21 protein-coding genes are annotated in these 23246 nt (G+C 65.7%); 10 read left to right on the top strand and 11 right to left on the bottom strand.

The window, feature by feature from the left end; translation table 11 throughout:
* Positions 1-118 precede the first annotated feature (118 nt).
* A complete protein-coding gene (locus M2352_RS20280) occupies positions 119-1000 on the top strand; it encodes an EamA family transporter (RefSeq protein ID WP_264666315.1) in 882 nt (293 codons plus the stop codon).
* A gap of 11 nt (positions 1001-1011) precedes the next feature.
* Here M2352_RS20280 and M2352_RS20285 read toward each other — a convergent pair whose 3' ends face one another.
* Both M2352_RS20285 and M2352_RS20290 read right to left on the bottom strand, forming a co-directional pair.
* A complete protein-coding gene (locus tag M2352_RS20285) occupies positions 1012-2523 on the bottom strand; it encodes a UbiD family decarboxylase (RefSeq protein ID WP_264666316.1) in 1512 nt (503 codons plus the stop codon).
* A gap of 24 nt (positions 2524-2547) precedes the next feature.
* Positions 2548-3219 (bottom strand): class I SAM-dependent methyltransferase, encoded by a 672-nt coding sequence (locus M2352_RS20290; RefSeq protein ID WP_264666317.1) that lies wholly within the window; start codon positions 3217-3219, stop codon positions 2548-2550.
* A 236-nt stretch (positions 3220-3455) separates the two neighbouring features.
* Here M2352_RS20290 and M2352_RS20295 point away from each other — a divergent pair, with 236 nt between their 5' ends.
* Together M2352_RS20295 and M2352_RS20300 are read left to right on the top strand one after the other, a co-directional pair.
* Entirely contained in the window at positions 3456-4322 is an 867-nt protein-coding gene (locus M2352_RS20295; protein WP_264666318.1) for a CHAP domain-containing protein, read from the top strand.
* A 144-nt stretch (positions 4323-4466) separates the two neighbouring features.
* A complete protein-coding gene (locus M2352_RS20300) occupies positions 4467-4967 on the top strand; it encodes a rubrerythrin family protein (protein WP_264666319.1) in 501 nt (166 codons plus the stop codon).
* Between the two features lie 57 nt (positions 4968-5024).
* Here M2352_RS20300 and M2352_RS20305 read toward each other — a convergent pair whose 3' ends face one another.
* Together M2352_RS20305 and ubiA are read right to left on the bottom strand one after the other, a co-directional pair.
* Complete coding sequence (locus M2352_RS20305; protein ID WP_264666320.1) at positions 5025-5567, bottom strand: GNAT family N-acetyltransferase; 543 nt, start codon at positions 5565-5567, stop codon at positions 5025-5027.
* Between the two features lie 23 nt (positions 5568-5590).
* Positions 5591-6511: a 4-hydroxybenzoate octaprenyltransferase gene (gene ubiA, locus M2352_RS20310; protein ID WP_264666321.1), complete on the bottom strand. Its 921-nt coding sequence runs from the start codon at positions 6509-6511 to the stop codon at positions 5591-5593.
* Positions 6512-6688: 177 nt separating this feature from the next.
* On the opposite strand from ubiA, the gene M2352_RS20315 reads away from it, so the two are divergent.
* From M2352_RS20315 to M2352_RS20330, 4 genes are all read left to right on the top strand, one after another.
* Positions 6689-9196, top strand: coding sequence for a sensor histidine kinase (locus M2352_RS20315; protein WP_264666322.1), 2508 nt, complete (start codon positions 6689-6691; stop codon positions 9194-9196).
* Positions 9197-9240: 44 nt separating this feature from the next.
* The gene (locus tag M2352_RS20320; protein ID WP_264666323.1) at positions 9241-10050 is read left to right on the top strand and encodes a 16S rRNA (uracil(1498)-N(3))-methyltransferase; all 810 of its coding nucleotides are present in this window, start codon (positions 9241-9243) and stop codon (positions 10048-10050) included.
* 48 nt (positions 10051-10098) lie between these two features.
* Positions 10099-11463 carry a glutamate--cysteine ligase gene (locus M2352_RS20325; protein ID WP_264666324.1) on the top strand — a complete coding sequence of 455 codons (1365 nt, stop codon included), beginning with the start codon at positions 10099-10101 and terminating at the stop codon, positions 11461-11463.
* A gap of 109 nt (positions 11464-11572) precedes the next feature.
* On the top strand, positions 11573-11761 hold the full coding sequence (locus M2352_RS20330; RefSeq protein ID WP_264666325.1) for a hypothetical protein: 189 nt from the start codon (positions 11573-11575) through the stop codon (positions 11759-11761).
* A 168-nt stretch (positions 11762-11929) separates the two neighbouring features.
* Here M2352_RS20330 and M2352_RS20335 read toward each other — a convergent pair whose 3' ends face one another.
* Both M2352_RS20335 and M2352_RS20340 read right to left on the bottom strand, forming a co-directional pair.
* Complete coding sequence (locus M2352_RS20335; protein WP_264666326.1) at positions 11930-12268, bottom strand: helix-turn-helix domain-containing protein; 339 nt, start codon at positions 12266-12268, stop codon at positions 11930-11932.
* A complete protein-coding gene (locus M2352_RS20340) occupies positions 12265-12624 on the bottom strand; it encodes a type II toxin-antitoxin system RelE/ParE family toxin (RefSeq protein WP_264666327.1) in 360 nt (119 codons plus the stop codon). Before M2352_RS20340 ends, M2352_RS20335 begins: the two co-directional genes overlap by 4 nt.
* A gap of 255 nt (positions 12625-12879) precedes the next feature.
* Between M2352_RS20340 and M2352_RS20345 the strand changes: the two genes are divergently transcribed.
* Positions 12880-14142, top strand: a complete 1263-nt coding sequence (locus M2352_RS20345) for a RelA/SpoT domain-containing protein (protein WP_264666328.1) — start codon at positions 12880-12882, stop codon at positions 14140-14142.
* A gap of 10 nt (positions 14143-14152) precedes the next feature.
* Here M2352_RS20345 and M2352_RS20350 read toward each other — a convergent pair whose 3' ends face one another.
* Positions 14153-14500, bottom strand: a complete 348-nt coding sequence (locus M2352_RS20350) for a helix-turn-helix domain-containing protein (protein WP_264666329.1) — start codon at positions 14498-14500, stop codon at positions 14153-14155.
* A 209-nt stretch (positions 14501-14709) separates the two neighbouring features.
* On the opposite strand from M2352_RS20350, the gene M2352_RS20355 reads away from it, so the two are divergent.
* A complete protein-coding gene (locus M2352_RS20355) occupies positions 14710-15069 on the top strand; it encodes a hypothetical protein (protein WP_264666330.1) in 360 nt (119 codons plus the stop codon).
* Positions 15066-15398, top strand: a complete 333-nt coding sequence (locus M2352_RS20360; RefSeq protein ID WP_264666331.1) for a ribbon-helix-helix domain-containing protein — start codon at positions 15066-15068, stop codon at positions 15396-15398. Before M2352_RS20355 ends, M2352_RS20360 begins: the two co-directional genes overlap by 4 nt.
* 212 nt (positions 15399-15610) lie before the next feature.
* On the opposite strand, the gene M2352_RS20365 is transcribed toward M2352_RS20360, so the two are convergent.
* The 4 genes from M2352_RS20365 to M2352_RS20380 form a co-directional block, all read right to left on the bottom strand.
* Positions 15611-15955 (bottom strand): hypothetical protein, encoded by a 345-nt coding sequence (locus M2352_RS20365; RefSeq protein ID WP_264666332.1) that lies wholly within the window; start codon positions 15953-15955, stop codon positions 15611-15613.
* A 263-nt stretch (positions 15956-16218) separates the two neighbouring features.
* Positions 16219-19851, bottom strand: coding sequence for a transcription-repair coupling factor (gene mfd, locus M2352_RS20370; RefSeq protein WP_264666333.1), 3633 nt, complete (start codon positions 19849-19851; stop codon positions 16219-16221).
* A gap of 5 nt (positions 19852-19856) precedes the next feature.
* Positions 19857-20144: an FAD assembly factor SdhE gene (locus M2352_RS20375; RefSeq protein ID WP_264666334.1), complete on the bottom strand. Its 288-nt coding sequence runs from the start codon at positions 20142-20144 to the stop codon at positions 19857-19859.
* 137 nt (positions 20145-20281) lie between these two features.
* On the bottom strand, positions 20282-22981 hold the full coding sequence (locus tag M2352_RS20380; protein ID WP_264666335.1) for a tetratricopeptide repeat protein: 2700 nt from the start codon (positions 22979-22981) through the stop codon (positions 20282-20284).
* Positions 22982-23246: the final 265 nt, after the last annotated feature.

Here is a 23246-nt window from a genome sequence, read left to right on the forward strand (position 1 = left end):
ATCCCGCAACGCACCACAGCCCTGCGCACACCACAGCACCGCAAAACCTGCGATTGACGCACGGATCAGGCGCCCCCTACCCTTCCGCTCTCGGATGAATCTGGAAGAAGGCCGGCCCATGCGTCCGCTCCACATCGCCCTTGCCGTCGCGGTTGCGGCGGTGTGGGGGTTCAATTTCGTGATGATCAAGCTGGGCCTGCGGGATTTTCCGCCGGTTCTGTTCTCATGCCTGCGCTTTGCCCTGGCGGCCACGCCGCTGCTGGTGCTGGGGGTGCGGGGCGGGCCGCCGGTGCCGTGGCGCTTCATCGTCGGCATCGGGGTGTCGCTGGGGGTGGTGAAATTCTCGCTGCTGTTCATCGGCATGGACATCGGCATGCCGGCGGGGCTGTCGTCGCTGGTGCTGCAATCCCAGGCGTTCTTCACCGCCCTGTTCGCCGCCGTGGTGCTGGGCGACCGGCCCGGCCCGCGGCAGGTGGCGGGCATGGCCGTGGCCTTCGGCGGCATCGGCCTGATCGCGCTGGAGATGCCGGCGGGGGATTCGCTGCTGGGGCTGGTGCTGGTGGTGGCCGCCGCCGCCTGCTGGGGCGTGTCCAACATCATCATGAAGACGGCGAAGGCGCCGGACCTGTTCCGCCTGATGCTGTGGGTCAGCCTGATCCCGCCGATCCCGCTGTTCCTGCTGTCGCTGGGGACCGAGGGGCCGGACCGGATCGCCGCCGCCCTGACCGGGCTGTCGGGCATGGGCGTCGCCGCCCTGGTCTACATCGCCGCGGGCGCCACGCTGTTCGGGTTCGCCGCCTGGGGGTTCCTGCTGCGCAGCTACCCGGCCAGCCAGGTCGCCCCCTTCTCGCTGCTGGTGCCGATCTTCGGCATGACGTCGAGCGCGCTGGTGCTGGGGGAAACGCTGACGGCGGCGAAGCTGGCGGGGGCGGCGCTGGTGTTCGCGGGCGTGGCGCTGACGGCGCTGCCGTGGCCGCTGCGCCGCCGCGCGCCGGTGTAACCCCGACTCCCTTACTTCCAGATGGGCGTCCCGCTGCCGGGCAGGCCGTAGGAGGCCCATTTGCGCGACACGGTGTCGATCACGTCATCGTCCATGCGGATCTTTTCGCCCCATTCGCGCTTGGTCTCGGGCGGCCATTTGTTGGTGGCGTCCAGCCCCACCTTGCCCCCCAGCCCGGAGTCGGGGGAAGCGAAGTCCAGATAGTCGATGGGCGTGCCCTCGATCACCGTGATGTCGCGGGCGGGGTCCATGCGGGTGGACACGGCCCACATCACGTCCTTCCAGTCGCGGGCGTTGATGTCGTCGTCCACCACGATCACCCATTTGGTGTACATGAACTGGCGCAGGAACGACCACACGCCCATCATCACCCGCTTGGCGTGGCCGGGGTAGGCCTTCTTCATCGACACCACGGCGATGCGGTAGGAGCAGCCCTCGGGCGGCAGCCAGAAATCGACGATTTCCGGGAACTGCTGCACCAGGAGCGGGATGAACACCTCGTTCAGCGCCTCCCCCAGCACCGACGGCTCGTCCGGCGGGCGCCCGGTGAAGGTGGACAGATAGATGGGCGCCCGGCGCATGGTCATGCACGACACGGTGAACACCGGGAACTCGTCCACCGCGTTGTAATAGCCGGTGTGGTCGCCGTACGGCCCCTCCGCCGCCGTCTCGTCCAGGCTGACGTGGCCTTCCAGCACGATTTCCGCCTGGGCCGGCACCTTCAGCGGCACGGTCTTGCAATCCACCAGTTCCACCTTCTTGCCGCGCAGCAGGCCGGCGAACTGGTATTCCGACAGGGTGTCGGGCACCGGGGTCACCGCGGCCAGGATGGTGCCGGGATCGGCGCCCAGCACCACCGCGCACGGCAGCGGCTCGCGCCTGCCCGACGCCGCCCAGCGGCGGTAATGCTGGGCGCCGCCGCGGTGCTTCAGCCAGCGCATGATGGTCTTGTTCTTTCCCAGGACCTGCATGCGGTAGATGCCGAGATTGTGGTCGTCCTCGCGCTTGCCCGTCGGCCCCTTGGTCACCACCAGCGGCCAGGTGATCAGCGGGGCCGGTTCGCCCGGCCAGCAGCTCTGCACCGGCAGCCGGCCCAGGTCCACCTGATCGCCGGTCAGCACCACCTCCTGGCACGGGGCCGAGCCGACGGTACGCGGCTTCATGGACAGCACGGTCTTGACCAGCGGGATCATGTCCAGCGCCTCGCGGAAGCCGCCGGGGGGTTCCGGCTGCTTCAGGAAGGCCAGCGTCTCGCCGACCGCGCGCAGTTCATGGGGTTCGCGGTCCATGCCCCACGCCACCCGCTCCACCGTGCCGAACAGGTTGACCAGCACCGGCATGTCCGACCGGGTGCCGTCGGCCTTGATCGGGTTCTGGAACAACACCGCCGGCCCGCCTTCCGCCAGCAGGCGGGTCTGGATCTCGGTCATTTCCAGAACGGTGGAGACGGGTTCCTTCACCACCACCAGCCGGCCCTGGGATTCCAGCCGGTCCATGAAATCGCGCAGCGAGGTATAGGGCATGATCCCTGTCCTAAATAAGAAGTCTCACGCGGGAAGCAGCTTCCACACCGTGGTCTGCCGCACCGTCCGGTCCTCCAGCTCCAGCGAGGTGGGGACGTCATAGACCGCCACCCGCTCGATGCCGTCGCGGGGAACATAGGCGCGTCCCGGATCGCCGAACAGCACCAGCGTGCCCCCCGCCGCCAACGTGCGCAGCCATGCGGTCACCCGCTCCGCCATCGGGCGTTCGTAACAGACGTCCCCGGCCAGCACCACGTCGAATCCGGGCAGCGGCTTGCCCACCAGATCGTCGCCCGCCGCCGCCAGTTCCACCCCGCAGGCGGCGGCGTTCAGCCGAATCGCCTCCAGCGCGAAGGGGTCGATTTCGGCGGCCAGCGCGCGGGCCGCCCCCGCCTTCATCGCCGCGATGCCCACCACGCCGGTGCCGGCGGCAAAGTCGAGCACCGCACGCCCCCGGACAACCTCCGGGTTGTCAAGGACATAGCGGGCCACCGCCTGCCCGCCGGGCCAGGCGAAGGCCCAATAGGGGGGTGGAAGGTTGTTGCGGGCCAGCGTCGCTTCGGTCGCTTCCCACAGGGGCGTGACCTCCGTCGCCAGATGGAGACTCACCTCCGGCACCAGGGAGGGAGCGGCCAGAACCGTGTTTCGAAGAACGAATTCGGCGGGGCCGACAGGGGGGGCGGACGGATCGGTCATGGGGAAGTTCTATTGTCCTTTTAAGGTGTTATGACACTTATCCACATTCGTGGAATGTTACCGCTTTCAAACGGAGTAGACAGGGCCACGAAAGCCATGTTACCCAAACCCCACAGGGAAGAACGAACGACGGGAAAAACATCATGCGGACAAAAGAGCTTGGAACCCGGCTTTCCCTTGCCGCACTTCTCGCTCTTAGCCCTCTGGTGGCCCTTCCCGCAAGCGCCGAAGATTGCGTGCGCGTCGTCCGCTCCATTTCCAGCTTCGACATCCGCGGCGATGCCTGGACGTGGTGGGCTTCGGCCGAAGGTGACTATGGCCGCAGCGCCGCCCCCGCCCGCGGCTCGGTGATGGTGTTCAAGAAGACCGGGCGTCTGAACCGCGGCCATGTTTCCCTGGTGTCCGCCGTTCTGAACGACCGCACCATTCTGGTCGATCATTCCTGGCTGGGTGGCCGCGGCCTGCGCCGCGGCATGCGGGTCGAGGACGTGTCGCCCCGCAACGACTGGACCCAGGTGCGCGTGTGGCACGAGCCGGCGCGCCAGATGGGTCAGCGCGTATACCCCATCTACGGCTTCATCATGCCCAAGGGCATGGCCCCCAGCGCCCCGCGCCAGCCCGACATGCGTTTCGCCGTGGCCCCCCGTGGCCGCACCCCCGCCCCGGCGGTGGAACTGCGCAGCGCGTCGCTGAAGATCGTTCCCGGCCACAAGCCCGGCCACGCCGGCATGATGGTCGCCAGCCTGCCGCAGCCGGCGGCGGCCCCGGCCAAGGCCGGTGCGGACCTGCGCGCGGTGATGCCGGGCCACAAGCCGGGCTTCACCCCGGTGGCCATGGCCGCCGGTTCGCACGCCGATGTGGCGGTGGCCGCGCTGGTGCCGGCGCGCAAGCCGGTGATCGGCGGCGCCATCCACGCCCAGCCGGTGGTGGCGATGCCCGACGCGGTGGCGTCCCTGGTTCCCGCCCGCAAGCCGGCGGCCGTCCAGACCGCCGCCCCCACGCTGGTAGCGACCGCCGAGGGCGTGCGCTCCGCCCTGCCCGCCCGCAAGCCCGGCACCCCGCTGATCGAGAACGAACAGGTCGCCGACGCCTTCTGGCGGTAAGCGGTGGCCTTCCTCCTTCCTTGAGAACGGCTCGCACAACCCGGCGCTGCACGGTTTGTGTATCGGCGGACACGGCCCATCCCCTATGATGGCGGCACACACACACCATTGTGCCGACCAACAATCCTAAAGGGATGTGCCGTCATGACCACCAAGGACGATCTTCTGGAAGCCTTCGCCGGTGAAAGCCAGGCCAACCGCCGTTACCTTGCCTATGGCGAGCAGGCGGCGAACGACGGTTTTCCGGTGGTGGCGAAGCTGTTCCGCGCCGTGGCGGCGGCGGAAACCATTCACGCCCTGTCCCACCTGCGCGCCATGGACGGCGTGAAGGACACGCGCGCCAACCTGACCGAGGCGATGGAGGGCGAAGAGCACGAATTCACCGACATGTACCCGCCCATGGTCGAACGGGCCAAGGCCGAGGGCAACAAGCGCGCCGAGCGCTCCATGACCTTCGCGCTGGAGGTGGAGAAGGTCCATTACGGCCTGTTCAAGCAGGCGCTGGCCGCGGTGGCGGAAGGCCAGGATCTGGCCGACGCCGGCATCCGCGTCTGTCCCGTCTGCGGCCACACGGTCATCGGCGACGCGCCGGACCAGTGCCCGGTGTGCAAGGTGAAGGGCGAGCGCTTTACCGAGATCGCCTGACCCCGGCGGCGGGCACCCGGCAGCGCCCGGATGCCCGCCCCCCGTCCCCGGAAACGGTCACCGCGTTTCCCCCATGATCTTTTCAAACCGGAACAGCCCGCCGCCCGGCATGCCCTCGTCATCCGGCATCGGGGGGCCCGGATGCCGGTCGTTGTAATACTCGACGATCTTGAAACCGCACTTGTTCACATAAAAGTGGATGTTCCGCCTCTCGAAATAGGGCGTGTGCGTTTCCCAGACCCTGGTGTCGGGGTATGCCTGTTCGATCGCCGCCCACGCCGCGGCACCAAGGCCACGGCTCTCCCGGCCTCGGGACACATAGAACAGATCCAGAGCGTTGCGCTGCGTTGCCTCATTGATGGTCAGGACGGCACCGCCCACCCTCTGCCCTTGGGCAAGGATGTGATAGACGACGGCTCCCGGCGCCCGGAAGGACCGCTCGATGTCGTCATCGGACGGAATCGGCTCCGTGACGTCATGGCCCAATTCCTCGATCACGGCCACGGCAAAGGCTTCCTGCAGGTCTCTCTTGAAGGCCGGGAGATCCCCTTCCCCCGCAACCGCGAGCGTGACGGACACATCTGTCGTCTTGTGGCCCATCGGCGGCTTTTCCCGACCCCTGTTTACAGCACCCGCCCCGCCACGATGGCGGCCAGCACCAGCCAGCCGAAATGACGGTTGGATTTGAACTTCGCCAGACAGTCGTTCTGGTCGTCGGGGTTCCACGCCGCCACCTGCCACGCCAGATGCAGGCACGCCGCCCCCATGAGCAGCCGGAACCACCCGCTCAAGCCCGCCAGCAGCCCCGCCGCCAGCAACCCGCCGAAGGTCAGGGTGTAGAAGCCGTAGATCCAGATCTTCGACTGTTCCCCCAGACGCAGCGCGGTGGACTTCACGCCGATGCGGGCGTCGTCCTCCTTGTCCTGATGGGCGTAGATGGTGTCGTAGCCCAGCGTCCACACGATGCCGGCGGCGTACAGCACCAAGGCCGGTGTGTCCAACTGCCCCCGCACCGCCGTCCACCCCACCAGCGCCCCCCAATTGAAGGTCAGGCCCAAGAACGCCTGCGGCCACCAGGTGATGCGTTTCATCAAGGGGTAGGTGAAGACCAGCACCAGCGACAGCGCCCCCCACCCGATGGTGGCGAGGTTGAACTGCACCAGCACCAGAAGCCCCAGCAGCAGTTGCAGCGCCAGAAAGGCCAGCGCCTGTTTCACCGATACCTGCCCGCTGGGGATCGGGCGGCTGCGGGTGCGTTCGACCATGGCGTCGAACTTGCGGTCCAGGATGTCGTTGACGGTGCAGCCGGCCCCGCGCATCACCACCGCCCCCACCGCGAACAGCGCAAAGAACCACAGGTCGGGCCAGCCGGGTGCCGCCAGCGCCGCACTCCACCAGCACGGAAACAGCAGCAGCCACGTGCCGATGGGCCGGTCCAGCCGCGCCAGCCGCAGATAGGGGCGGACGGCGGCGGGCATCCAGCGGTCGATCCACCCATCGGCGGGAATATCGGTAAAGCCGGCGGCGGGGGGGAGGGCGGTCATGGTGAAATCCGTTCCGGAACGGCGCGATGAAGGGCTGGCGGGCGCGCGCCGCAGCCTATCCCCCACCCCGCCCCCCGGCAAGAGCGGCGCGATGCCCCCACCGGCGATGGGGAAAGCGCTTGCCGTCCGTGATGCGGTTCCGCACACTCCGCCTGCACGTAAAGATAAGCTTGCCGCATGCTCACTCCCCGCCAACTTCTCATCCCGGTCGCCGCCGCCCTGTTGCCGGTCGCTCTTTTTGCGGCCGTCATCCTGGCCCTGTTCGACCGGCAGGAGCGCCAGCGGGTGGAACAGCAACTGACCACCGCCGCCGCCGTGGCGGCCGGCGCTGTGGACCGCCAGCTCCAGCGGGAGCTGTCCGGCCTGCTGGCGCTGGCGAGTTCCGAGTCTTTGGATTCCGGCGACTTCATCGCCTTCGACCGCCACGCCCGCCGGGCGGTGGCAAGCCACAGCGCGTGGCTGTCGGTGGTGTTGACCGACCGCGACCGGCTGCTCGTCAACACCCGCCTGCCCCCGCCCGCCCCGGACGAGCCGGTGCTCTACCCCGACCAGATCACCCAGGTGATCGACAGGGACCGGACCGTCATCTCCGGCGTTCTGTCGCTGCCGGGCCGCATGACCGAGCCGGTGGTGGCTCTGCGGGTGCCCGTGCGCCGCGACGGGGCGGTGCGCTACGCCCTGTCGGCCGCCGTGTCGCCCACCCTGTTTCTGGAGGCGCTGGCCGAAACGCGGGTGTGGCTGGGCACCGGGGTGGGAAAACCCGACCCCGCAACCGGCGAAGGGCGCGTGCTGCTGGTGGACCGCAGCCGGCGCATCGTGGCGCGCATGCCCACCGGCGGTACGGTGGACCTGATGGTCGGGCGCCCGTCGTCCCATGTCATCCCCCTGCCCGATCCCCTGCCCGCGGGGGTGATGAGGACCAACGGGGCCGATGGCTCGCCGCTGTTCATCGCCACCGCCACCGCACCGGCCAGCGGCTGGACCACGGTGGTGGCCTTGCCCGAAGCCGACTTCACCGCCCGGCGCCACCGCACCGAATGGCTGGTCCACGGCGGGGCGCTGGCCGCGCTGCTGCTGGCGGTGGTCCTGGCCGTGGTGGTGATCAGCGCCCTGGTCCGCCGCCAGGAAACCGAACGGCGCCTGGAAGCCCTGAACCGGGAGAAGGAGACGGAACGCCGTCTGAGCGACATCGCCGCCAACCTGCCCGGCGTGGTGTTCCGCCGCGAACAGCATCCCGACGGGGTCGGGTGGTACACCTATCTCAGCGACGGCATCGTCAGCGCGCTGAACCTGCCCGACCGCGTGCTGGCCACCCGCCCGGTGCGGGCCGACGACCTGATCGGCTATCTGACGCCCGACAGCCGCGCCCGCTGGGCCGCCGCCGTGGCCGACAGCGCCCGCACGCTGGAGCCCATGCGCATCGACGGCGACATGGTGGACCGCGACGGCCGCACCCACCGCTTCCGGTCCCAGGCGGCGGTGCGGCGGATGGACGACGGGCGCACCGTGTGGGACGGCGTCATCCTCGACATCACCGGACAGGTGGAGGCCGCCCGCACCAGCCGCGAACAGACCGAGCGGCTGGCCGTGGCCCTGGAATGCGCCGAGGCCGGGCTGTGGGACTGGGATTTCGGCTCCGCCCGCCTCACATGGTCCGACAGCCTGTGGCGCCTGTTCGGATTCGACGTGCCGCTGACCAAGCCGTCCCTGTCCATGCTCAACGCCCGCATCGAGCCGGAGGACCGCGAAGGATACTGGGAGGCGGTGAACGGCGCGGCCAACGCCGCCGCCCCCCTTTATGTGGAATTCCGCTTCCGCCGCCCCGACGGCACGCTGCGGTGGGCGGCATCCATCGGGCGGGTTTTCCCCGACGACGACGGCAGCCCCCGCCGCATGACCGGCATCACCATCGACATCACCGAGCAGAAACGCATCCGCGAGGAACTGCGCCAGGCCAAGGAGGAGGCGGAGCGCGCCAACATCGCCAAGTCCAAGTTCCTGGCCGCCGCCAGCCACGACCTGCGCCAGCCGGTGCAATCGCTGCTGTTCTTCATCCATGTGCTGAAGGAGCGGCTGACCGGCCACGACACCCGCCCCCTGGTCCAGACCATGGAACAGGCGCTGGACGCGCTGAAGGGGCTGCTGGACGGCATTCTCGACCTGTCCAAGCTGGATGCGGGCGTGGTGGAGCCGGCCATCGCCGCCTTCCCCATCGCCACCCTGCTGGACCGGCTGCGCACCCAGTACACCGGCCCGTTCGCGGCCAAGGGGCTGACGCTCACCGTGCGCCCGTCGGCCGCCGTGGTGCGGAGCGACCCGACGCTGCTGGGCCGGATTCTGTCGAACCTGCTGGAAAACGCCGGGAAATACACCCAGACGGGCCGCGTGCTGGTGGCCGTGCGCCCCGCGGGCCGCGATGCCGTGCGGGTGGAGGTGTGGGACACCGGCGCCGGCATTCCCGCCGACCAGCGCGAGGCCATCTTCGACGAATTCGTGCAGATCGGGAACCCCGAGCGCGACCGCGCCCACGGGCTGGGCCTGGGGCTGGCCATCGTCCGGCGGCTGTCGGCGCTGCTGGATCACCCGGTGCGGGTGCGCTCCACGCCGGGGCGCGGGTCTGTGTTTTCGGTGGAGGTGCCCCGCGCCGCCGTTCCCCCATCCCCAGACGGCGCGGATGGGCTATAGTGCCCTCCCCATTCACCGTCTCAGGCCACACCCGGAACGCCGTCATGCAGGAAGACCACCCGCGCACCCGCCTTTACGTGGACAGCCCGCTTGTGGCCGGACAGGCCGTGGGGCTGGACCACGAACGCGCCCATTACCTGCGCCACGTCCTGCGGCTGGACCGGGGCGACGCGGTGGCGGTGTTCAACGGCCGTGACGGCGAATGGCTGGCCCGCATCGACGGGTTCGGCAAGGGCTGGTGCTCGCTGGAAGCCGTTCACCAGCGCCGCCCCCAGGCCGATGCCGCCGACCTGTGGCTGGCCTTCGCCCCCATCAAGCGCGGGCGCATCGACCTTGTGGCCGAAAAGGCCAGCGAACTGGGGGCGTCCAAGCTGTGGCCGGTGTTCACCCGCCGCACCGACCCCAACCGGGTCAACATGGACCGCCTGCGCGCCAACGCGGTGGAGGCGGCGGAACAGTCCGAGCGCCTGACCGTCCCCGATCTGGAAGAGCCGCTGGCGCTGGACAAGGTGCTGGCGCTGTGGCCCCACGAGCGCACCCTGTTCCTGTGCGCCGAGGCGGGGGAGGCCCGCCCCATCGCCCGCGTCCTGGCCGATTTCGCCGAATCCCGCCCGCTGGAGTCCGCCCCGCCGCCGGTGGGTTTCCTGGTGGGGCCGGAGGGCGGCTTTGCGCCGGAAGAGCTTGACGCCCTTCGCAAACTCCCCTTTGTTGTCCCGGTCGGGCTGGGGCCGCGGGTCCTGCGCGCCGACACCGCGGCGCTGGCGGCCCTGACCTGCTGGCAGGCCATCGCCGGGGACTGGGCCGTGGAGGGGGAGGCCGGACGCCCGCCGTTCCGCCAGCCGGCCCAGCCCTGACCCGCACGAACCATCCCGATTCCGCATCCCGCAAACCCCGGAGCCGTCATGTCCGCCCCTCCCACGACCCGCGGCGCACCGATCACCAGCCGCAACGAGCTGGTCGCCTATCTGGAATCCGGCAACAAGCCGGCGTCGGAATGGCGCATCGGCACCGAGCACGAAAAGTTCGCCTACCGCCAGAGCGACCTGCGCCCCCTGCCCTATGACGGCGCGGACGGCATCGGCGAGCTTCTGACCCGCCTCCAGCGTTTCGGCTGGGCGCCGATGATCGAGGGCGGCCACCTCATCGCGCTGACCCAGGACGGCGCCAACATCACGCTGGAGCCGGGCGGGCAGGTGGAACTGTCGGGCGCCCCGCTCGCCACCCTGCACCAGACCTGTGCCGAGGTTCACCAGCACCTGCGCCAGGTGCGCGAGATCGGGTCCGAACTGGGCATCGGCATGGTGGGGCTGGGCTTCCAGCCGAAATGGCCCCGCGCCGATATCCCGTGGATGCCCAAGGGCCGGTACCGCATCATGGGCGAATACATGCCCAAGCGCGGCGGCCTGGGGCTGGACATGATGCTGCGCACCTGCACCGTGCAGGTGAACCTGGACTTCGCCAGCGAAGCCGACATGGTGAAGAAGTTCCGCGTGTCGCTGGCGCTGCAGCCCATCGCCACCGCGCTGTTCGCCAATTCCCCCTTCACCGAGGGGCAGCCCAACGGCTTCCAGTCGTTCCGCAGCCACATCTGGACCGACACCGACCCCGACCGCACCGGCGACCTGCCCTTCGTGTTCGAGGACGGCTTCGGGTTCGAGCGGTACGCCGACTATGCCCTTGATACGCCGATGTATTTCGTCTACCGCGACGGCAGCTACATCGACGCCTCGGGCCTGTCGTTCCGCGATTTCCTGGCCGGCAAGCTGGCGGTGCTGCCGGGGGAAACGCCGCTGATGACCGACTGGGTGGACCACCTGACCACCCTGTTCCCCGAGGTCCGGCTGAAGAAGTACCTGGAGATGCGCGGTGCCGACGGCGGCCCCTGGCGCCGCCTGTGCGCCCTGCCCGCCCTGTGGGTCGGCCTGCTTTACGACACCGTGGCGCTGGACGCCGCGTGGGATCTGGTGAAGGACTGGACCGGGGAAGAACGGGCGTCCTTGCGCGCCGGCGTCCCCCGCCACGCCCTGCGCACGCCCTTCCGCAACGGCACCGTCCAGGACGTGGCCCGCGAGGTGCTGGCGATTGCCCGCGACGGCCTGGCCCGCCGTGCGCGCAACGACAACTGGGGCGACGACGAAACCCACTTCCTCGACACCCTGTTCGCCATCGCCGAATCCGGCCAGACCCCCGCCGACGAGTTGCTGGAACGCTTCCACGGCGAATGGGCCGGCAGCGTCGATCCGGTGTTCCGGGATTACGCGTACTGACGGGAGCGCGCTTTCGCGCGTGCGAAGGGGCTACCCGCCCCTTCGCCTTCCCCGGCCAAGGGCTTGGCCCTTGGGATCTGGGGCAGAAACTATCAGAAGGTTCGAGACGATGGCGAAAACCAGGGCTTATAAAAGCGACGTGAAGGCGGCGATCCACGAAACGGCACTGGATCTGCATGAAGCCGGGCTTATCGACAAGCACACGATGCGCCGCTTTGACCAATCTTCCCTGACGCCGGTTCGGACATTCTCTGCCGCAGAGATCCGCGCCCTGCGCAAACGTGAGCAGGTCAGCTAGACTGTGTTTGCCCTGTATCTCAACGTTAGCAAGGATTCGGTAAGCCAATGGGAGCGGGGCGACAAGCAGCCCGCCGACCCGACGCGCAAGCTGTTGTCCATCGTCGTTGAAAAAGGTCTATCGGCCATCGCCTGAGCCTTGCAGGCACCAGAACCTGCTGCAAGGGAGTCAGCGGTGTGGGCCGGTGGTCAGTTCGCCAAGACCCGTCAGTTTGAACGCCCCCTTGCCCGGCAGAGAAACCCGAAGTTCCAGTTCTCCCCCCGCCGCTTCCACGAAACGCCGCAGGGTGGAGAGGTACAGGTCCGCCCGCTTCTCAATCTGGTGAACCGTCGGTTGCTTCACGTTCAGCGCCTCGGCGACCTGACCTTGAGTCAAAGCCGCCAGCCGGCGCAGTTCCGCCAACCCGTCGATCTCGTCCAGCATCTCGGCGGCCCGAACCTCCACCGCGGCACGCTCGTCATCCGGCATGGCAGAGAGGATGTCATCAAACGGGACCGTTGCCGTCATGGCGTGGCTCCTTTCAGGTCGGTGAGGTGGTCATCATAGCGGGTGTCGGCGGTGGCGATCATCGATGCGTAGAACCGTTTCTCCGAAACCCCGCTCTTGTCGCCGGCAACCAGCACGATGGCATTGCGTTTCGGATCGAAGGCAAAGGCCACCCGCCAGACACCGCCATCCGATTTGAACCGCAGTTCCTTCATATTGGCGTGCCGGGAACCGTTCAGCGTATCGACATGCGGCCGGCCAAGCGCCGGCCCACGCTCCCCAAGCACCTTGACCGCCGCGGCAAGGTCGATCCGCACGGCTCTGGGCAACGCCTTGAATTCGACCACGAATGCGGCATGAAACAGAACGGTGTGCATGGGGAAATTTATAGGTTTTAAGCTATTTTCGTCAACAGGAAATAGTTCAATACCTATACCGCAAGGCCCGTATTGACGACCTGTGGCATCCACGACGAATGAGACGGTAGGTCAATCCCGTGTTCCGGGATTACGATTATTGAGTTAGTATTAGGGAGTGGACTTTACGTATCCGAAGAGGCTCCTCATTTTTGACCTTTGCTGACCAAGGGCGGTGCCTTTGAATTTTGTGAAATAACTTATGGGAGAAATTAAATGGCATCCAAATCACAAATTGATAAAGCTGGAATAATTTTAAGCAATGATAGCCATCGATTTGATGAAACATGGCTTGAATCTGATTACATATTCGAAGAATACAGGAAAAAACACCTTTCGCCCTTAACAAATTTAACCCATAAAATTCAAGAATGGCTACAGTACTACAATAATTCTTATTTTATTGCCCAGAGATTAAAGAGAAAACCTCAAATTTTGAGGAAACTTAGACGCCTTAGTGTTCGACTAACTCAACTGCAAGATATTGGCGGATGCCGTATTATTGTTGAGAAGAATTCTGATGTTAATAATTTAGTAATTTTTATTAGAGAAAAAATATCTTTATCTGGATTTGCAAAAATAACAAAAGAAACTGATTACAGAGAGTCAGGACGCGATGATACTGGTTACCGCGCCTATCATATTATTCTTGATATTTGTGGTGTCAAAATTGAACTACAATTGCGCAGTCAATTACAGCACTATTGGTCCGAAAGCATTGAAAGAACATCTGTAATATATGGGTTTAGATTAAAAGAAAAAGAAGGCGATCCAATTATTATAGATTACTACAAAACCTTCTCAAATGCATTGCATGAAATCGAATCTGGCTATAGCTTAGGCAGTGATATCGAAATTATTCTTGAACAAAAGCGAATTGATTCTGAAAAATTAATATCGCAATCATCTAATGATCGAGCTCTTGGCGGTCATGTTAACTCTGATATTATTAAAGCAATGGCTGAACGCGAAGGACATAATAAAGGGGAGCTAAATAATTGGATACTTGTATTTGACTGGACAGATGGTAATTTTATTACATGGGATGTAGTCGGTCGCAATGCTGATGAAGCGATAAGACAATACTCTCGATATGAAATGGATTTTCCCGAGAAAAACAACTATGAAGTTGTTTTGATAGGAACGTCAGATATATCAACAGTACCACATACCCACAGTCACTATTTCGGCATTGAACATCACAATGCAGCCCTGGAAAAAATGGAAAAATCTATTATTGGTATTTCTAAACGCTGCCAGCTTGATATTGGAGCAAGAAAAATATTAATGACAATGCATAGCAGAAAATACTGGGATGAAAGAACAGTATTGACCGAAACACTCAAAAATCACTTTTGCAAGAATGTGGCAACATTTGAATCGTCACTAAATGCTCTACGAGAAAAGGGATTTATAACCGGCCAAAACCCTATTTCGCTAAATATTAAGCGGAGCCGAGAGATCGAAGAATTTGTGTAAATAATAAGCTCTATTTTTTATTTACTAACCGCCCCAGCGCCTCCACCTGCGCCACCGCGACCTCAAGGACCGGCAGGTCCAACGCCCTTGACGCCCGCAGCAGCGAGTCTTCCAGGCGTTGGCGGGCGGGGTCGGGGGCGGGGCTGTGGCCGAGGTAGTCGAGGAAATCGCCGATCGGCAACGCAAAGGCCGCGCGCAGCGCCTCCACCGTGTCCAGGCCGGGGACGTTCTGGCCGCGCTCCAGGTTCGAAATGCTGTCGGTGGACAAACCCGCAAGCTCAGCCAGCTTCTCCTGGCTGTAGCCGCGTTCAAGACGGAGATGGCGGAGCCGTAGCCCGAAACGGGTTTCCGTAGTCATACCGGATCGTAGTCCGTGCTCTCACCCTTGACAACGGACTATAATACGATTTATTCGATATTATCTGATTATAGTACGTCTTGCAACGCGCAGTAAGCCCATGCTACGGCCTTGGTCCGGTCACGCCGCCTGCGGCTCCGATCCGGCAACCGGGGGAAGGGGGACGAACGGCGCTCACGGGCGGGGCTTCACCCCAGGGAGATACGGCGATGAACGAGAGCGGCCCAGACCCCGCGGACACTGACCCGGAAACGACCCCGGTCCACGCGCTTTACCGGCGGTTGCGCGCCCTGTCCCGCCCCGTGTCCGGCCTGAGCGACGATGAGCGCGCCCGGCGCAACGACATGATCGCCCGCACCGTCGCCGGGCTGGCCCGCCATCGCGCGGACAGTCTGGTCGATGTCGGGCGCAAGCTGACGGTGGTCGGCAACCGTTTGCGCACCGAGACGCACACGCCGCGCTCGCCGTTCGGGGTGCTGACGCTGCGGCTTCTGGATTCCGCACGCGATGATCTGGCGCGGCTGACGCTTCCCGTTATCGGTCCCGGCACGGAAGGCCGCCCCGAATGAACGCGAATCCGCCCTCGCTCATCCCCCTCCCCACCGACATGGTTGCGCGGGGGATGCCTCTTCATGGCGGTGCCGAGGCCGTCGTGACGCTGGAACACTTCTATTGGGAGGCGCTGGGCGCCATCGCCGGGAACGAAGGCATGACCATCGATGCTCTGGTCCGTGAAACCGACCGCCGCCGCGTCCTGCTGCCCGAGGCCATGGCGCTGGAGCCGGCGTTGCGGCTGTTTTGCGTGTGCTATTACCAGCAGGCGACGGTGTTGTCCGGCGACCCGGTTGGGGAAACCATCGGGCAGCTTATGGACAAGGCCATTCATTTCCGCCGCTGAGTGGGGAGCTTTCCCTGCGGACTTCACACACGCTTAACATATTGATAGGAAATAATTTTCTATCGTCATTCCCGCGAAAGCGGGAATCCAGAAGGTGCTTCCAAGGGCGGACCTTAGGCGATTCATATCGCCGCTGATCGCGGCTCACGTCTGGATTTCAGCCTTCGCTGGAATGACGATGAAACAGTGCTTTTCCTACCCTCTATCCGATATTACGCGCCCATCATGCGTTCCAGGGCGGTGATGGCGTTGCGGGCCAGCGGGATGCTGTAGTCGTCGGGGCCGGGGCCGTTGTTGGGGGCCAGCTTTTCCACCACATGACGCAGGGCGCGGATCGCACCCGTCATCGTCGTCGGCTCCACACGCCGCAGCAGGGCACCCGTCTGGTCGCGGGTCAGTTCCGCCACCTTGTCCCGCAAGGCGTCGTCGTCGGGCGGCAGAGTCCGCCAGCCCGACAGTTGATGCTCCATTACCTCCAGCAGCAGCGCCACCGGATCGGGCGAACGGGAATTTTGCACGCAGGAATGCGCGCCTGTGGTATGCACCACATCAGCCATAGATCGATTCCTTCAGCCAGTCGGTTTATGGTCAGGCCGGGCCGGGTGGTGCGAACACCCGTCTCGGCCGCCCCAAAAGGCTGAATCAAACGGCACCCGTTGTCAATCGCAACGTCGCCGCAGCAAGAAAACCGCCCGTCATGGGCGGTCTTTTTGTTTAACGAATACTCGGATATATCCGCCCTCCCCTTCCCGTGATGAAAAGAGGAGGAGGTTTGGAGGTGCCAACCTCCAAGCGGGGCCGGGGCGGCAGCCCCGCTCTTCTACCGCCTCCCCTTGGTCGGCCTCCCGAACCGCCCGATGGGCGCCGGGGCCGGCGGCTTGGGCACGAAGGGCTTGCGGGACACGGGCTTCGGCGGCGGGGGTGGCGGAGGCGGCGGCAAAGGCTCGCCCTTCGGCACCGCTCCGCCCGCGGCCATATCACACAGGTCGCGCATCAGCCGCTTGACGCCGGTGACGCGGATGGCGGTGTCGTCCCACACGCGGGTGTGGACCAGCTTGTGATCGGGGCGCAGCTTCATCAGCCCGCCCTGGTTGGCGATGTAGGCGACCAGCTTGTCGGGCCGGGCGAACGTATTCTTGTGGAAGGTCAGAACCGCGCCCTTCGGCCCGGCGTCCACGCGCTCGATGCCGGCGGTGCGGCACATCTGCTTGATGGTCACCACGTCCAGCAGGTTTTCCACCTCCGCCGGCAGGGAGCCGAAACGGTCGATCAACTCGGCGGCAAACGCGTCCACCTCCTGCCGGTCCACCAGTTCGGCGATGCGGCGGTAGAGCGACAGCCGCACCGTCAGGTCGGTGACGTAGGTTTCGGGGATCAGCACCGGGGTGCCCAGGTTGATCTGGGGCGTCCAGGCGTCTTCCGACGCCGGGGCTTCGGCGCCGAAGCCGGCGCGGGCGTTGGCGACGGCCTCTTCCAGCATGTGCTGGTAGAGTTCCACGCCCACCTCTTTCACATGGCCCGACTGTTCTTCGCCCAGCAGGTTGCCGGCGCCGCGGATGTCCATGTCGTGGCTGGCAAGTTGGAAGCCGGCGCCCAGGCTGTCCAGCGTCTCGATGACGTGCAGCCGCGTCTGCGCCGTGGTGGACAGCACCTTGTTCGGCGCATAGGTCAGATAGGCATAGCCGCGCAGCTTGGCCCGGCCCACGCGCCCGCGGATCTGGTAAAGCTGGGCCAGGCCGAACATGTCGGCGCGGTGGACGATCAGCGTGTTGGCGGTGGGGATGTCCAGCCCGCTTTCGATGATGTTGGTGGCGAGGAGCACGTTGTATTTGCCCTCGTCGAAGGCGGTCATCACCTCTTCCAACTCGCCCGCCGCCATCTGGCCGTGGGCGGTGACAACCTTGACCTCCGGCACCAGTTCCTTGAGCCGCTCGGCCAGCTTGGGCAGGTCTTCCACCCGCGGGCAGACATAGAAGCTCTGGCCGCCGCGGTAATGCTCGCGCAGGATCGCCTCGCGGATCACCACCGGGTCATAGGGCAGGACGAAGGTGCGCACCGCCAGCCGATCCACCGGCGGGGTGGAGATCAGCGACAATTCCCGCACCCCGGCCAGCGCCATTTGCAGCGTGCGCGGAATCGGCGTGGCGGTGAGCGTCAGCACATGGACGTCGGCGCGCAGAGACTTCAGCCGCTCCTTCTGCTTGACGCCGAAATGCTGTTCCTCGTCCACGATGACCATGCCCAGCCGGTCGAAGTCGATGCCCTTGCCCAGCAGGGCATGAGTGCCGACCACGATGTCGGCGGTGCCGGCGGCCAGCTCCTTCTTGACGAGCGTCTGTTCCTTGGCCGTCACCATGCGCGACAGTTGCACCACGCGGATGGGCAGGCCATTGAAGCGGGTGGAGAAGGTCTTGAAATGCTGGCGTGCCAGCAGCGTGGTCGGCACCACCACCGCCACCTGCTTGCCCGACATGGCGACCAGGAAGGCGGCGCGCAGGGCCACTTCGGTCTTGCCAAAGCCGACGTCGCCGCACACCAGCCGGTCCATGGGCTTGCCGGACCCGAGGTCGGTGAAGATGTCCTCGATGGCTTTCAACTGGTCGTCGGTTTCGGGATAGGGGAAGCGGGCGGCGAATTCCTGATAGATGCCTTCGGGCGGCAGCATCACGTCGGCGCGCTTCAGCTCGCGCTCGGCGGCGATCTTCAGCAGGGCTTCGGCCATGTCCTTCAGGCGCTTCTTGACCCGCGCCTTGCGGCCCTGCCACCCGGCCCCGCCCAGCTTGTCCAACTGGGCCGCGGCGTCCTCGCTGCCGTAGCGGGACAGAACCTCGATGTTCTCGACGGGGACATAGAGCTTGTCGCCGCCTTCGTAGATCAGGCGCAGGCAGTCGTGGGGGGCGCCCGAGACTTCCAGCGTTTCCAGCCCGTCGTAACGCCCGATGCCGTGGTCCATGTGAACCACCAGATCCCCGGCGTTGAGCGCCGTGTGCTCGGCGATGAAGTTGGCGGCGCGCTTCTTCTTCTTGGCCGGGCGGACCATGCGGTCGCCCAGGATATCCTGCTCGGTGATCACCGCCATGTCGCGGCCGACGAAGCCGTGCTCGACCCCCAGCACCACCATGGCGGTCATGCCGGCGGCCAGCCGCTCGGCGTCGGCGAGAGTCTCCGCCGGGGCGAGCGCGGTGATGCCGTGGTCCACCAGCACCCCGCCCAGCCGGTCGCGCGATCCGGCGGAATAGCCCGCCACCATCACCCGCTTGCCGTCGGCCCGCAGCTTTTCGATGTGGATGCGCACGGCGTCGAAGACGTTGACCTCGGGCCGGGCGCGTTCCTCGGCGAAATCATGGCCGCGGCGCCCGCCGGCATCCAGGGTGCCTTTCAGCCCCGGCGGGGTGGCGAAGGGCTGCAACTGCGCCACCGCGCACACCGACAGCGCCGCGTCCCACTGGCTTTTGTCCAGGAACAGCATCCCCGGCGGGATGGGTTTGTAGACCGGCGATCCGGCCTTTTTGTCCACCGCCATCATGGTGCGGCGGGCGTCGTAGAATTCCTCCACCTGCGCCAGCCGGGCCGTCACCGCCTCGTCCGCCTGATGGTCCAGGCTGACGATGGCCTTGGGCATGTAATCGAGCAGGCAATCCATGCCGGCATGGAACAGCGGCAGCCAATGTTCCATGCCGCCCAGCTTGCGCCCGGCGCTCACCGCCTCGTACAGCGGATCGTCATCGGTCACCGCCCCGAACAGTTCGCGGTAGCCGGAGCGGAAGCGCGTGACCGAGGCGTCGTCGAGAAACACCTCCGACACCGGCTTCAGCACCACCCCGTCGCGCTTTTCGGTGGTGCGCTGGCTCATGGGGTCAAAGGCGCGCACCCCCTCCAACTCGTCGCCGAACAGGTCGAGGCGCAGGGGTTCGTCGGTGCCCGGCGGGAACAGATCGACGATGCCGCCGCGGATGGCGAACTCCCCCGGTTCCCGCACCGTCTGGGCGCGGGTGTAGCCGCTCTGGACCAGCGTGGTTTGCAGCTTGTCCAGGTCGATGCGGTCGCGCAAACCCGCCCGGAACGTCGCCCCGCGGAAGGCGCCGCGCGGCGGCACCTTCTGCAACGCGCCGTTCACCGTGGTCAGCACCACGAACGGACCGGTGCGCTCCTTCGTCTCCAGCAGGCGGGTCAGCGTGTCGATGCGCCGGGCCACGATCTCCCCATTGGGGGACACGCGGTCATAGGGCAGGCAGTCCCACGCCGGGAACTGCAACACCGCCACGTCGGGCGCGAAGAAGGCCAGCGCCTCCGCCAGCCGGGCCGTGTGGCTGTCGTCGAGCGCCACATGCAGCACCCCCGCCGTCCCCGCCCGGCGGGCAAGCTCGGCCAGAACGCGGGCATCGTGCCCCTCGGGCGCCCCGCCGATCAGCAGGCGGGCCGCCCGTCCGGGCTGGAGATCGAAGTGGAACACAGGCTTCAAGACCCCTGGCGCGGCGTGTAACGGAACTCCACCAGCCTGCGCATGACGTCGGTGTCAACGTCCGCCGGCACCGGCTCGCGGCCGGACATCCAGTTATAAAGGTCGGGATCGGACAATTCCAACAGCGCCTCGAACCGGTCGAGCATCCCGTGGTCGAACCCGTCGAGAGCCTCGTCCGCGAACGACCCGATCAACAGGTCCATCTCCCGCGTGCCCCGATGCCACGCCCGAAACCGCAACCGCTTGCGCCGAACCTCCAGCGCCTCACCCCGTTCGTCCGTCATACCCGGTGTCCCGTTTTCAAGAAGGCGCGCATCTTGCCACAAGGGGGGACGGGTTGGGGAGGGTGTTGGAGCACGGGCCAAGGGGCTGCCGCCCCTCGGCACTCCCTGGCAGGGGCCGGATGGCCCCTGCACCCCGGTTAGGGGGAGGGTTTCCCGAGGAGGTGGGCGCGGATTTGCTGCATCCTTTTTTGCCATTGGCCGGCTTGGGAATTGGGGTAAGCCGTGGCCGCCGATTCGATCAGGGCCAGGGCTTCTTCGATGGCGGCAAGCGCGCCCGCCACATCATCGCTGCCCTCCAGCCGCAGACAGAGATTAGCCAAACTCCCCGCCAAATCAGGGCGATAACGCGCGGGGTGCTCCTGCGCCAAAGCACGATACAGCCCTACCGCCTCGCGGATCGCCGTCAGCGCCGCCGCCGTCTCGCCCACCCCATACAGGCAAGTGGAATAATTGTTCAGGCTACTCGCCAAATCCGGGCGGTAACGCGCGGGGTGCTCCTGCGCCAAAGCACGATACAGCCCGACCGCCTCGCGGATCGCCGTCAGCGCCGCCGCCGTCTCGCCCACCCCATCCAGGAGATTGGAATAATTGTTCAGGCACCTCGCCAAATCCGGGCGGTAACGCGCGGGGTGCTCCTGCGCCAAAGCACGACGGATCTCAACAGCCTCGCGGATCGCCGTCAGCGCCGCCGCCGTCTCGCCCACCCCATCCAGGAGATTGGAATAATTGTTCAGGCTACTCGCCAAATCCGGGCGGTAACGCGCGGGGTGCTCCTGCGCCAAAGCACGATACAGCCCGACCGCCTCGCGGATCGCCGTCAGCGCCGCCGCCGTCTCGCCCACCCCATCCAGGCGATTGGAATAATTGTTCAGGCACCTCGCCAAATCCGGGCGGTAACGCGCGGGGTGCTCCTGCGCCAAAGCACGACGGATCTCAACAGCCTCGCGGATCGCCGTCAGCGCCGCCGCCGTCTCGCCCATATCAGACAAATGAACGGAAAGGTTATTTTGCCATTCAGCGCGCTTTCCCAGGGGGATATCGTCTTGGGAGAGCAGGGTGCGCCAAACGGTAATCGCCATCGGCACCAAACCCTGGGGCAACTGGGCATCCGAAACGGGGGCTATCAGCGGTAAGGCCCGTTCCGGCGCGCCGTCCACCATGGCGGCCAACCAGCCCGACAGCCCCCGTTTGCCCCACCCCAGCACCATGCTCACGTCGTCGGTGATGCGCTCCAGCCGGGCCAGTCCGGCAGCGGGATTGTCCGCCAGCACCGCCCACAGCCAATCCGGCGCCCGGTCTGCCCGCTTTTCCAGCACCAGCATCAGCAGGGCGGACCCAACGATGTCCGGCACCGGGGCGTCGAGGTGCCCGTGGGTCAGACAGCCGGTGCGGCCCAGCCGGTCGATCAGATCGCCGGTTCCCGTCCTCTCCAGCCCCAGCTTGACCGACGGTTCGGCCAAACGTTCGAGGACGGCAGCGTCCAGCCCGCCCCGTACCACCGCCAGGGCCGCCAGACGCGGCAGGCCGTCTTCGGCAAAGCCGTGGGCCGTGGACAGCCGGCTCAGCCGGGTGATTTCCCGCTGTGCCAGGGCCGCGATGATCTCCGCCGCCGACAGGGACAGGATGGGGCGGTCGGGGGTCTGCACCGCCTCGATGGCCGCGGCCACCACCAGCAAGGGGCGGTGGTTGGCCTCCACCCGGCTCAACCATACGTCGAATTCGTCCCGCGCCACCGCCGGCACGGTCTCCACACCCAGCAGATCCCGTGTCCGCGCCATCGCCGCGGTGAACAAGGCCCATCCGTCATCGGCCCTCAGCCTGTCCGACAGTTCGTAAGCCCGATCCTCGCAGCTTTCCGCCCCCGCCCGGTTGATGACCGGCTGCCAATAGTCCGCATCCTTGCGGGTCAGCAGCAGCAGCCGGCGGATGATGCCGTCATCGGGGAACTCCGCGAATTCCCGCAGCCGCTGTTCCACCGCATCGCGGTTTTCTTCCGGGTAGTCGATGATGAGCAGGCAACCCTGGCTGCCGACATCCAGCGGCAGGGGCTGATCCGCCGGCACCACGCCCGCCGCCCATCCCGGATGCTGGGTTGCCACTTCCTCCGCCAGTTCCAGCGCCAGCCGCGTCTTTCCCGCCCCGCCGACGCCGGTCAACAGCCGGAACGCCGCCCCCGGTTCACCCAGCGCCCACGTCTTCAGGTCGGTGAACTCCCGGTCACGCCCGATCAGCGGCGTCAACCGCGCCTTCCACCCCAGCCAGCCCAGAACGGGCCGGTCCCTGTGCAGCGCCCTGGGTTGCCAGTTCCGTTTCGGCTCCATCCACTCGTGTTGCGCGGTCTCCCACCCCAGTTGCGTGGCCTTGAACCACAGGGCGATGCGGGGATGCTCCTCAATCCACTGGTAAAGGGCGCTCTGCTCGATGACCCAGACGTCCTTCCACACCCCCTCGGCCCGGCGCTCTTGCGCCCACGCCTCGGCACCCGGCCACAGCCGCGGGGTGACGAACACGAAGGTGGAGTCCTTTTGCTTCGCCCCGCCGTCCTTCGCCAAACGGGCCTGATAGTCGCTGTTGGCCTTGGCGAGCGGGTTTTCCGTCACCCCCGCTTCCCAATACGACAGCCCCGCCGGCACCCGCACCGACCCGGCGCCTGCCGACACGATGCCGTCGTAGCTGCGGTAGCGCGTCGGGTCGGCGGTGGGCAGCCACAGCCGGTTGACCACCCGCTCCCGCGCCAGCAGCCGGTGAAGCAACTCCGGTAGCCCCGGCCGGCTGCACGGTTGGGTCGCCCACCAATCGAAATGTTTATGCTCCAGCACCGTCATCGACATCGACATCTACCATGCACCCAACCACCCGCAGGAGTGGACAGGATACACCGGAGTACCATCCCTATGAAGCCTCGGACTTGGCCGCAGCGCCGCATTCCCTACCGGCTCACAAAAGTTGTAAGCACCGCCGTCTGCCAAGAACACATTGTCCGGCAGGCGGATGAAGGACACCAAACAACACCTTTCAATTGCACGGCAATAGAATTCATGTCAATTATGGCTATCAAACCATAATATTATAATCAGAAAGTGACTCTTGCCAATGTCTACA

It is taken from the genome of Azospirillum fermentarium, assembly GCF_025961205.1.
GTDB lineage: Bacteria > Pseudomonadota > Alphaproteobacteria > Azospirillales > Azospirillaceae > Azospirillum > Azospirillum fermentarium.

Coding starts and splice junctions, on each gene's coding strand:
- M2352_RS20285 (WP_264666316.1), bottom strand. CDS start 2,523: ATGCCCTATACCTCGCTGCGCGATTTCATGGACCGGCTGGAATCCCAG.
- M2352_RS20325 (WP_264666324.1), top strand. CDS start 10,099: ATGTCCGCCCCTCCCACGACCCGCGGCGCACCGATCACCAGCCGCAAC.
- M2352_RS20380 (WP_264666335.1), bottom strand. CDS start 22,981: ATGTCGATGTCGATGACGGTGCTGGAGCATAAACATTTCGATTGGTGG.
- M2352_RS20345 (WP_264666328.1), top strand. CDS start 12,880: ATGGCATCCAAATCACAAATTGATAAAGCTGGAATAATTTTAAGCAAT.
- M2352_RS20365 (WP_264666332.1), bottom strand. CDS start 15,955: ATGGCTGATGTGGTGCATACCACAGGCGCGCATTCCTGCGTGCAAAAT.
- M2352_RS20355 (WP_264666330.1), top strand. CDS start 14,710: ATGAACGAGAGCGGCCCAGACCCCGCGGACACTGACCCGGAAACGACC.
- M2352_RS20320 (WP_264666323.1), top strand. CDS start 9,241: ATGCAGGAAGACCACCCGCGCACCCGCCTTTACGTGGACAGCCCGCTT.
- M2352_RS20350 (WP_264666329.1), bottom strand. CDS start 14,500: ATGACTACGGAAACCCGTTTCGGGCTACGGCTCCGCCATCTCCGTCTT.
- M2352_RS20375 (WP_264666334.1), bottom strand. CDS start 20,144: ATGACGGACGAACGGGGTGAGGCGCTGGAGGTTCGGCGCAAGCGGTTG.
- M2352_RS20360 (WP_264666331.1), top strand. CDS start 15,066: ATGAACGCGAATCCGCCCTCGCTCATCCCCCTCCCCACCGACATGGTT.
- M2352_RS20300 (WP_264666319.1), top strand. CDS start 4,467: ATGACCACCAAGGACGATCTTCTGGAAGCCTTCGCCGGTGAAAGCCAG.
- M2352_RS20290 (WP_264666317.1), bottom strand. CDS start 3,219: ATGACCGATCCGTCCGCCCCCCCTGTCGGCCCCGCCGAATTCGTTCTT.
- M2352_RS20305 (WP_264666320.1), bottom strand. CDS start 5,567: ATGGGCCACAAGACGACAGATGTGTCCGTCACGCTCGCGGTTGCGGGG.
- ubiA (WP_264666321.1), bottom strand. CDS start 6,511: ATGACCGCCCTCCCCCCCGCCGCCGGCTTTACCGATATTCCCGCCGAT.
- M2352_RS20340 (WP_264666327.1), bottom strand. CDS start 12,624: ATGCACACCGTTCTGTTTCATGCCGCATTCGTGGTCGAATTCAAGGCG.
- M2352_RS20330 (WP_264666325.1), top strand. CDS start 11,573: ATGGCGAAAACCAGGGCTTATAAAAGCGACGTGAAGGCGGCGATCCAC.
- M2352_RS20335 (WP_264666326.1), bottom strand. CDS start 12,268: ATGACGGCAACGGTCCCGTTTGATGACATCCTCTCTGCCATGCCGGAT.
- M2352_RS20315 (WP_264666322.1), top strand. CDS start 6,689: ATGCTCACTCCCCGCCAACTTCTCATCCCGGTCGCCGCCGCCCTGTTG.
- M2352_RS20280 (WP_264666315.1), top strand. CDS start 119: ATGCGTCCGCTCCACATCGCCCTTGCCGTCGCGGTTGCGGCGGTGTGG.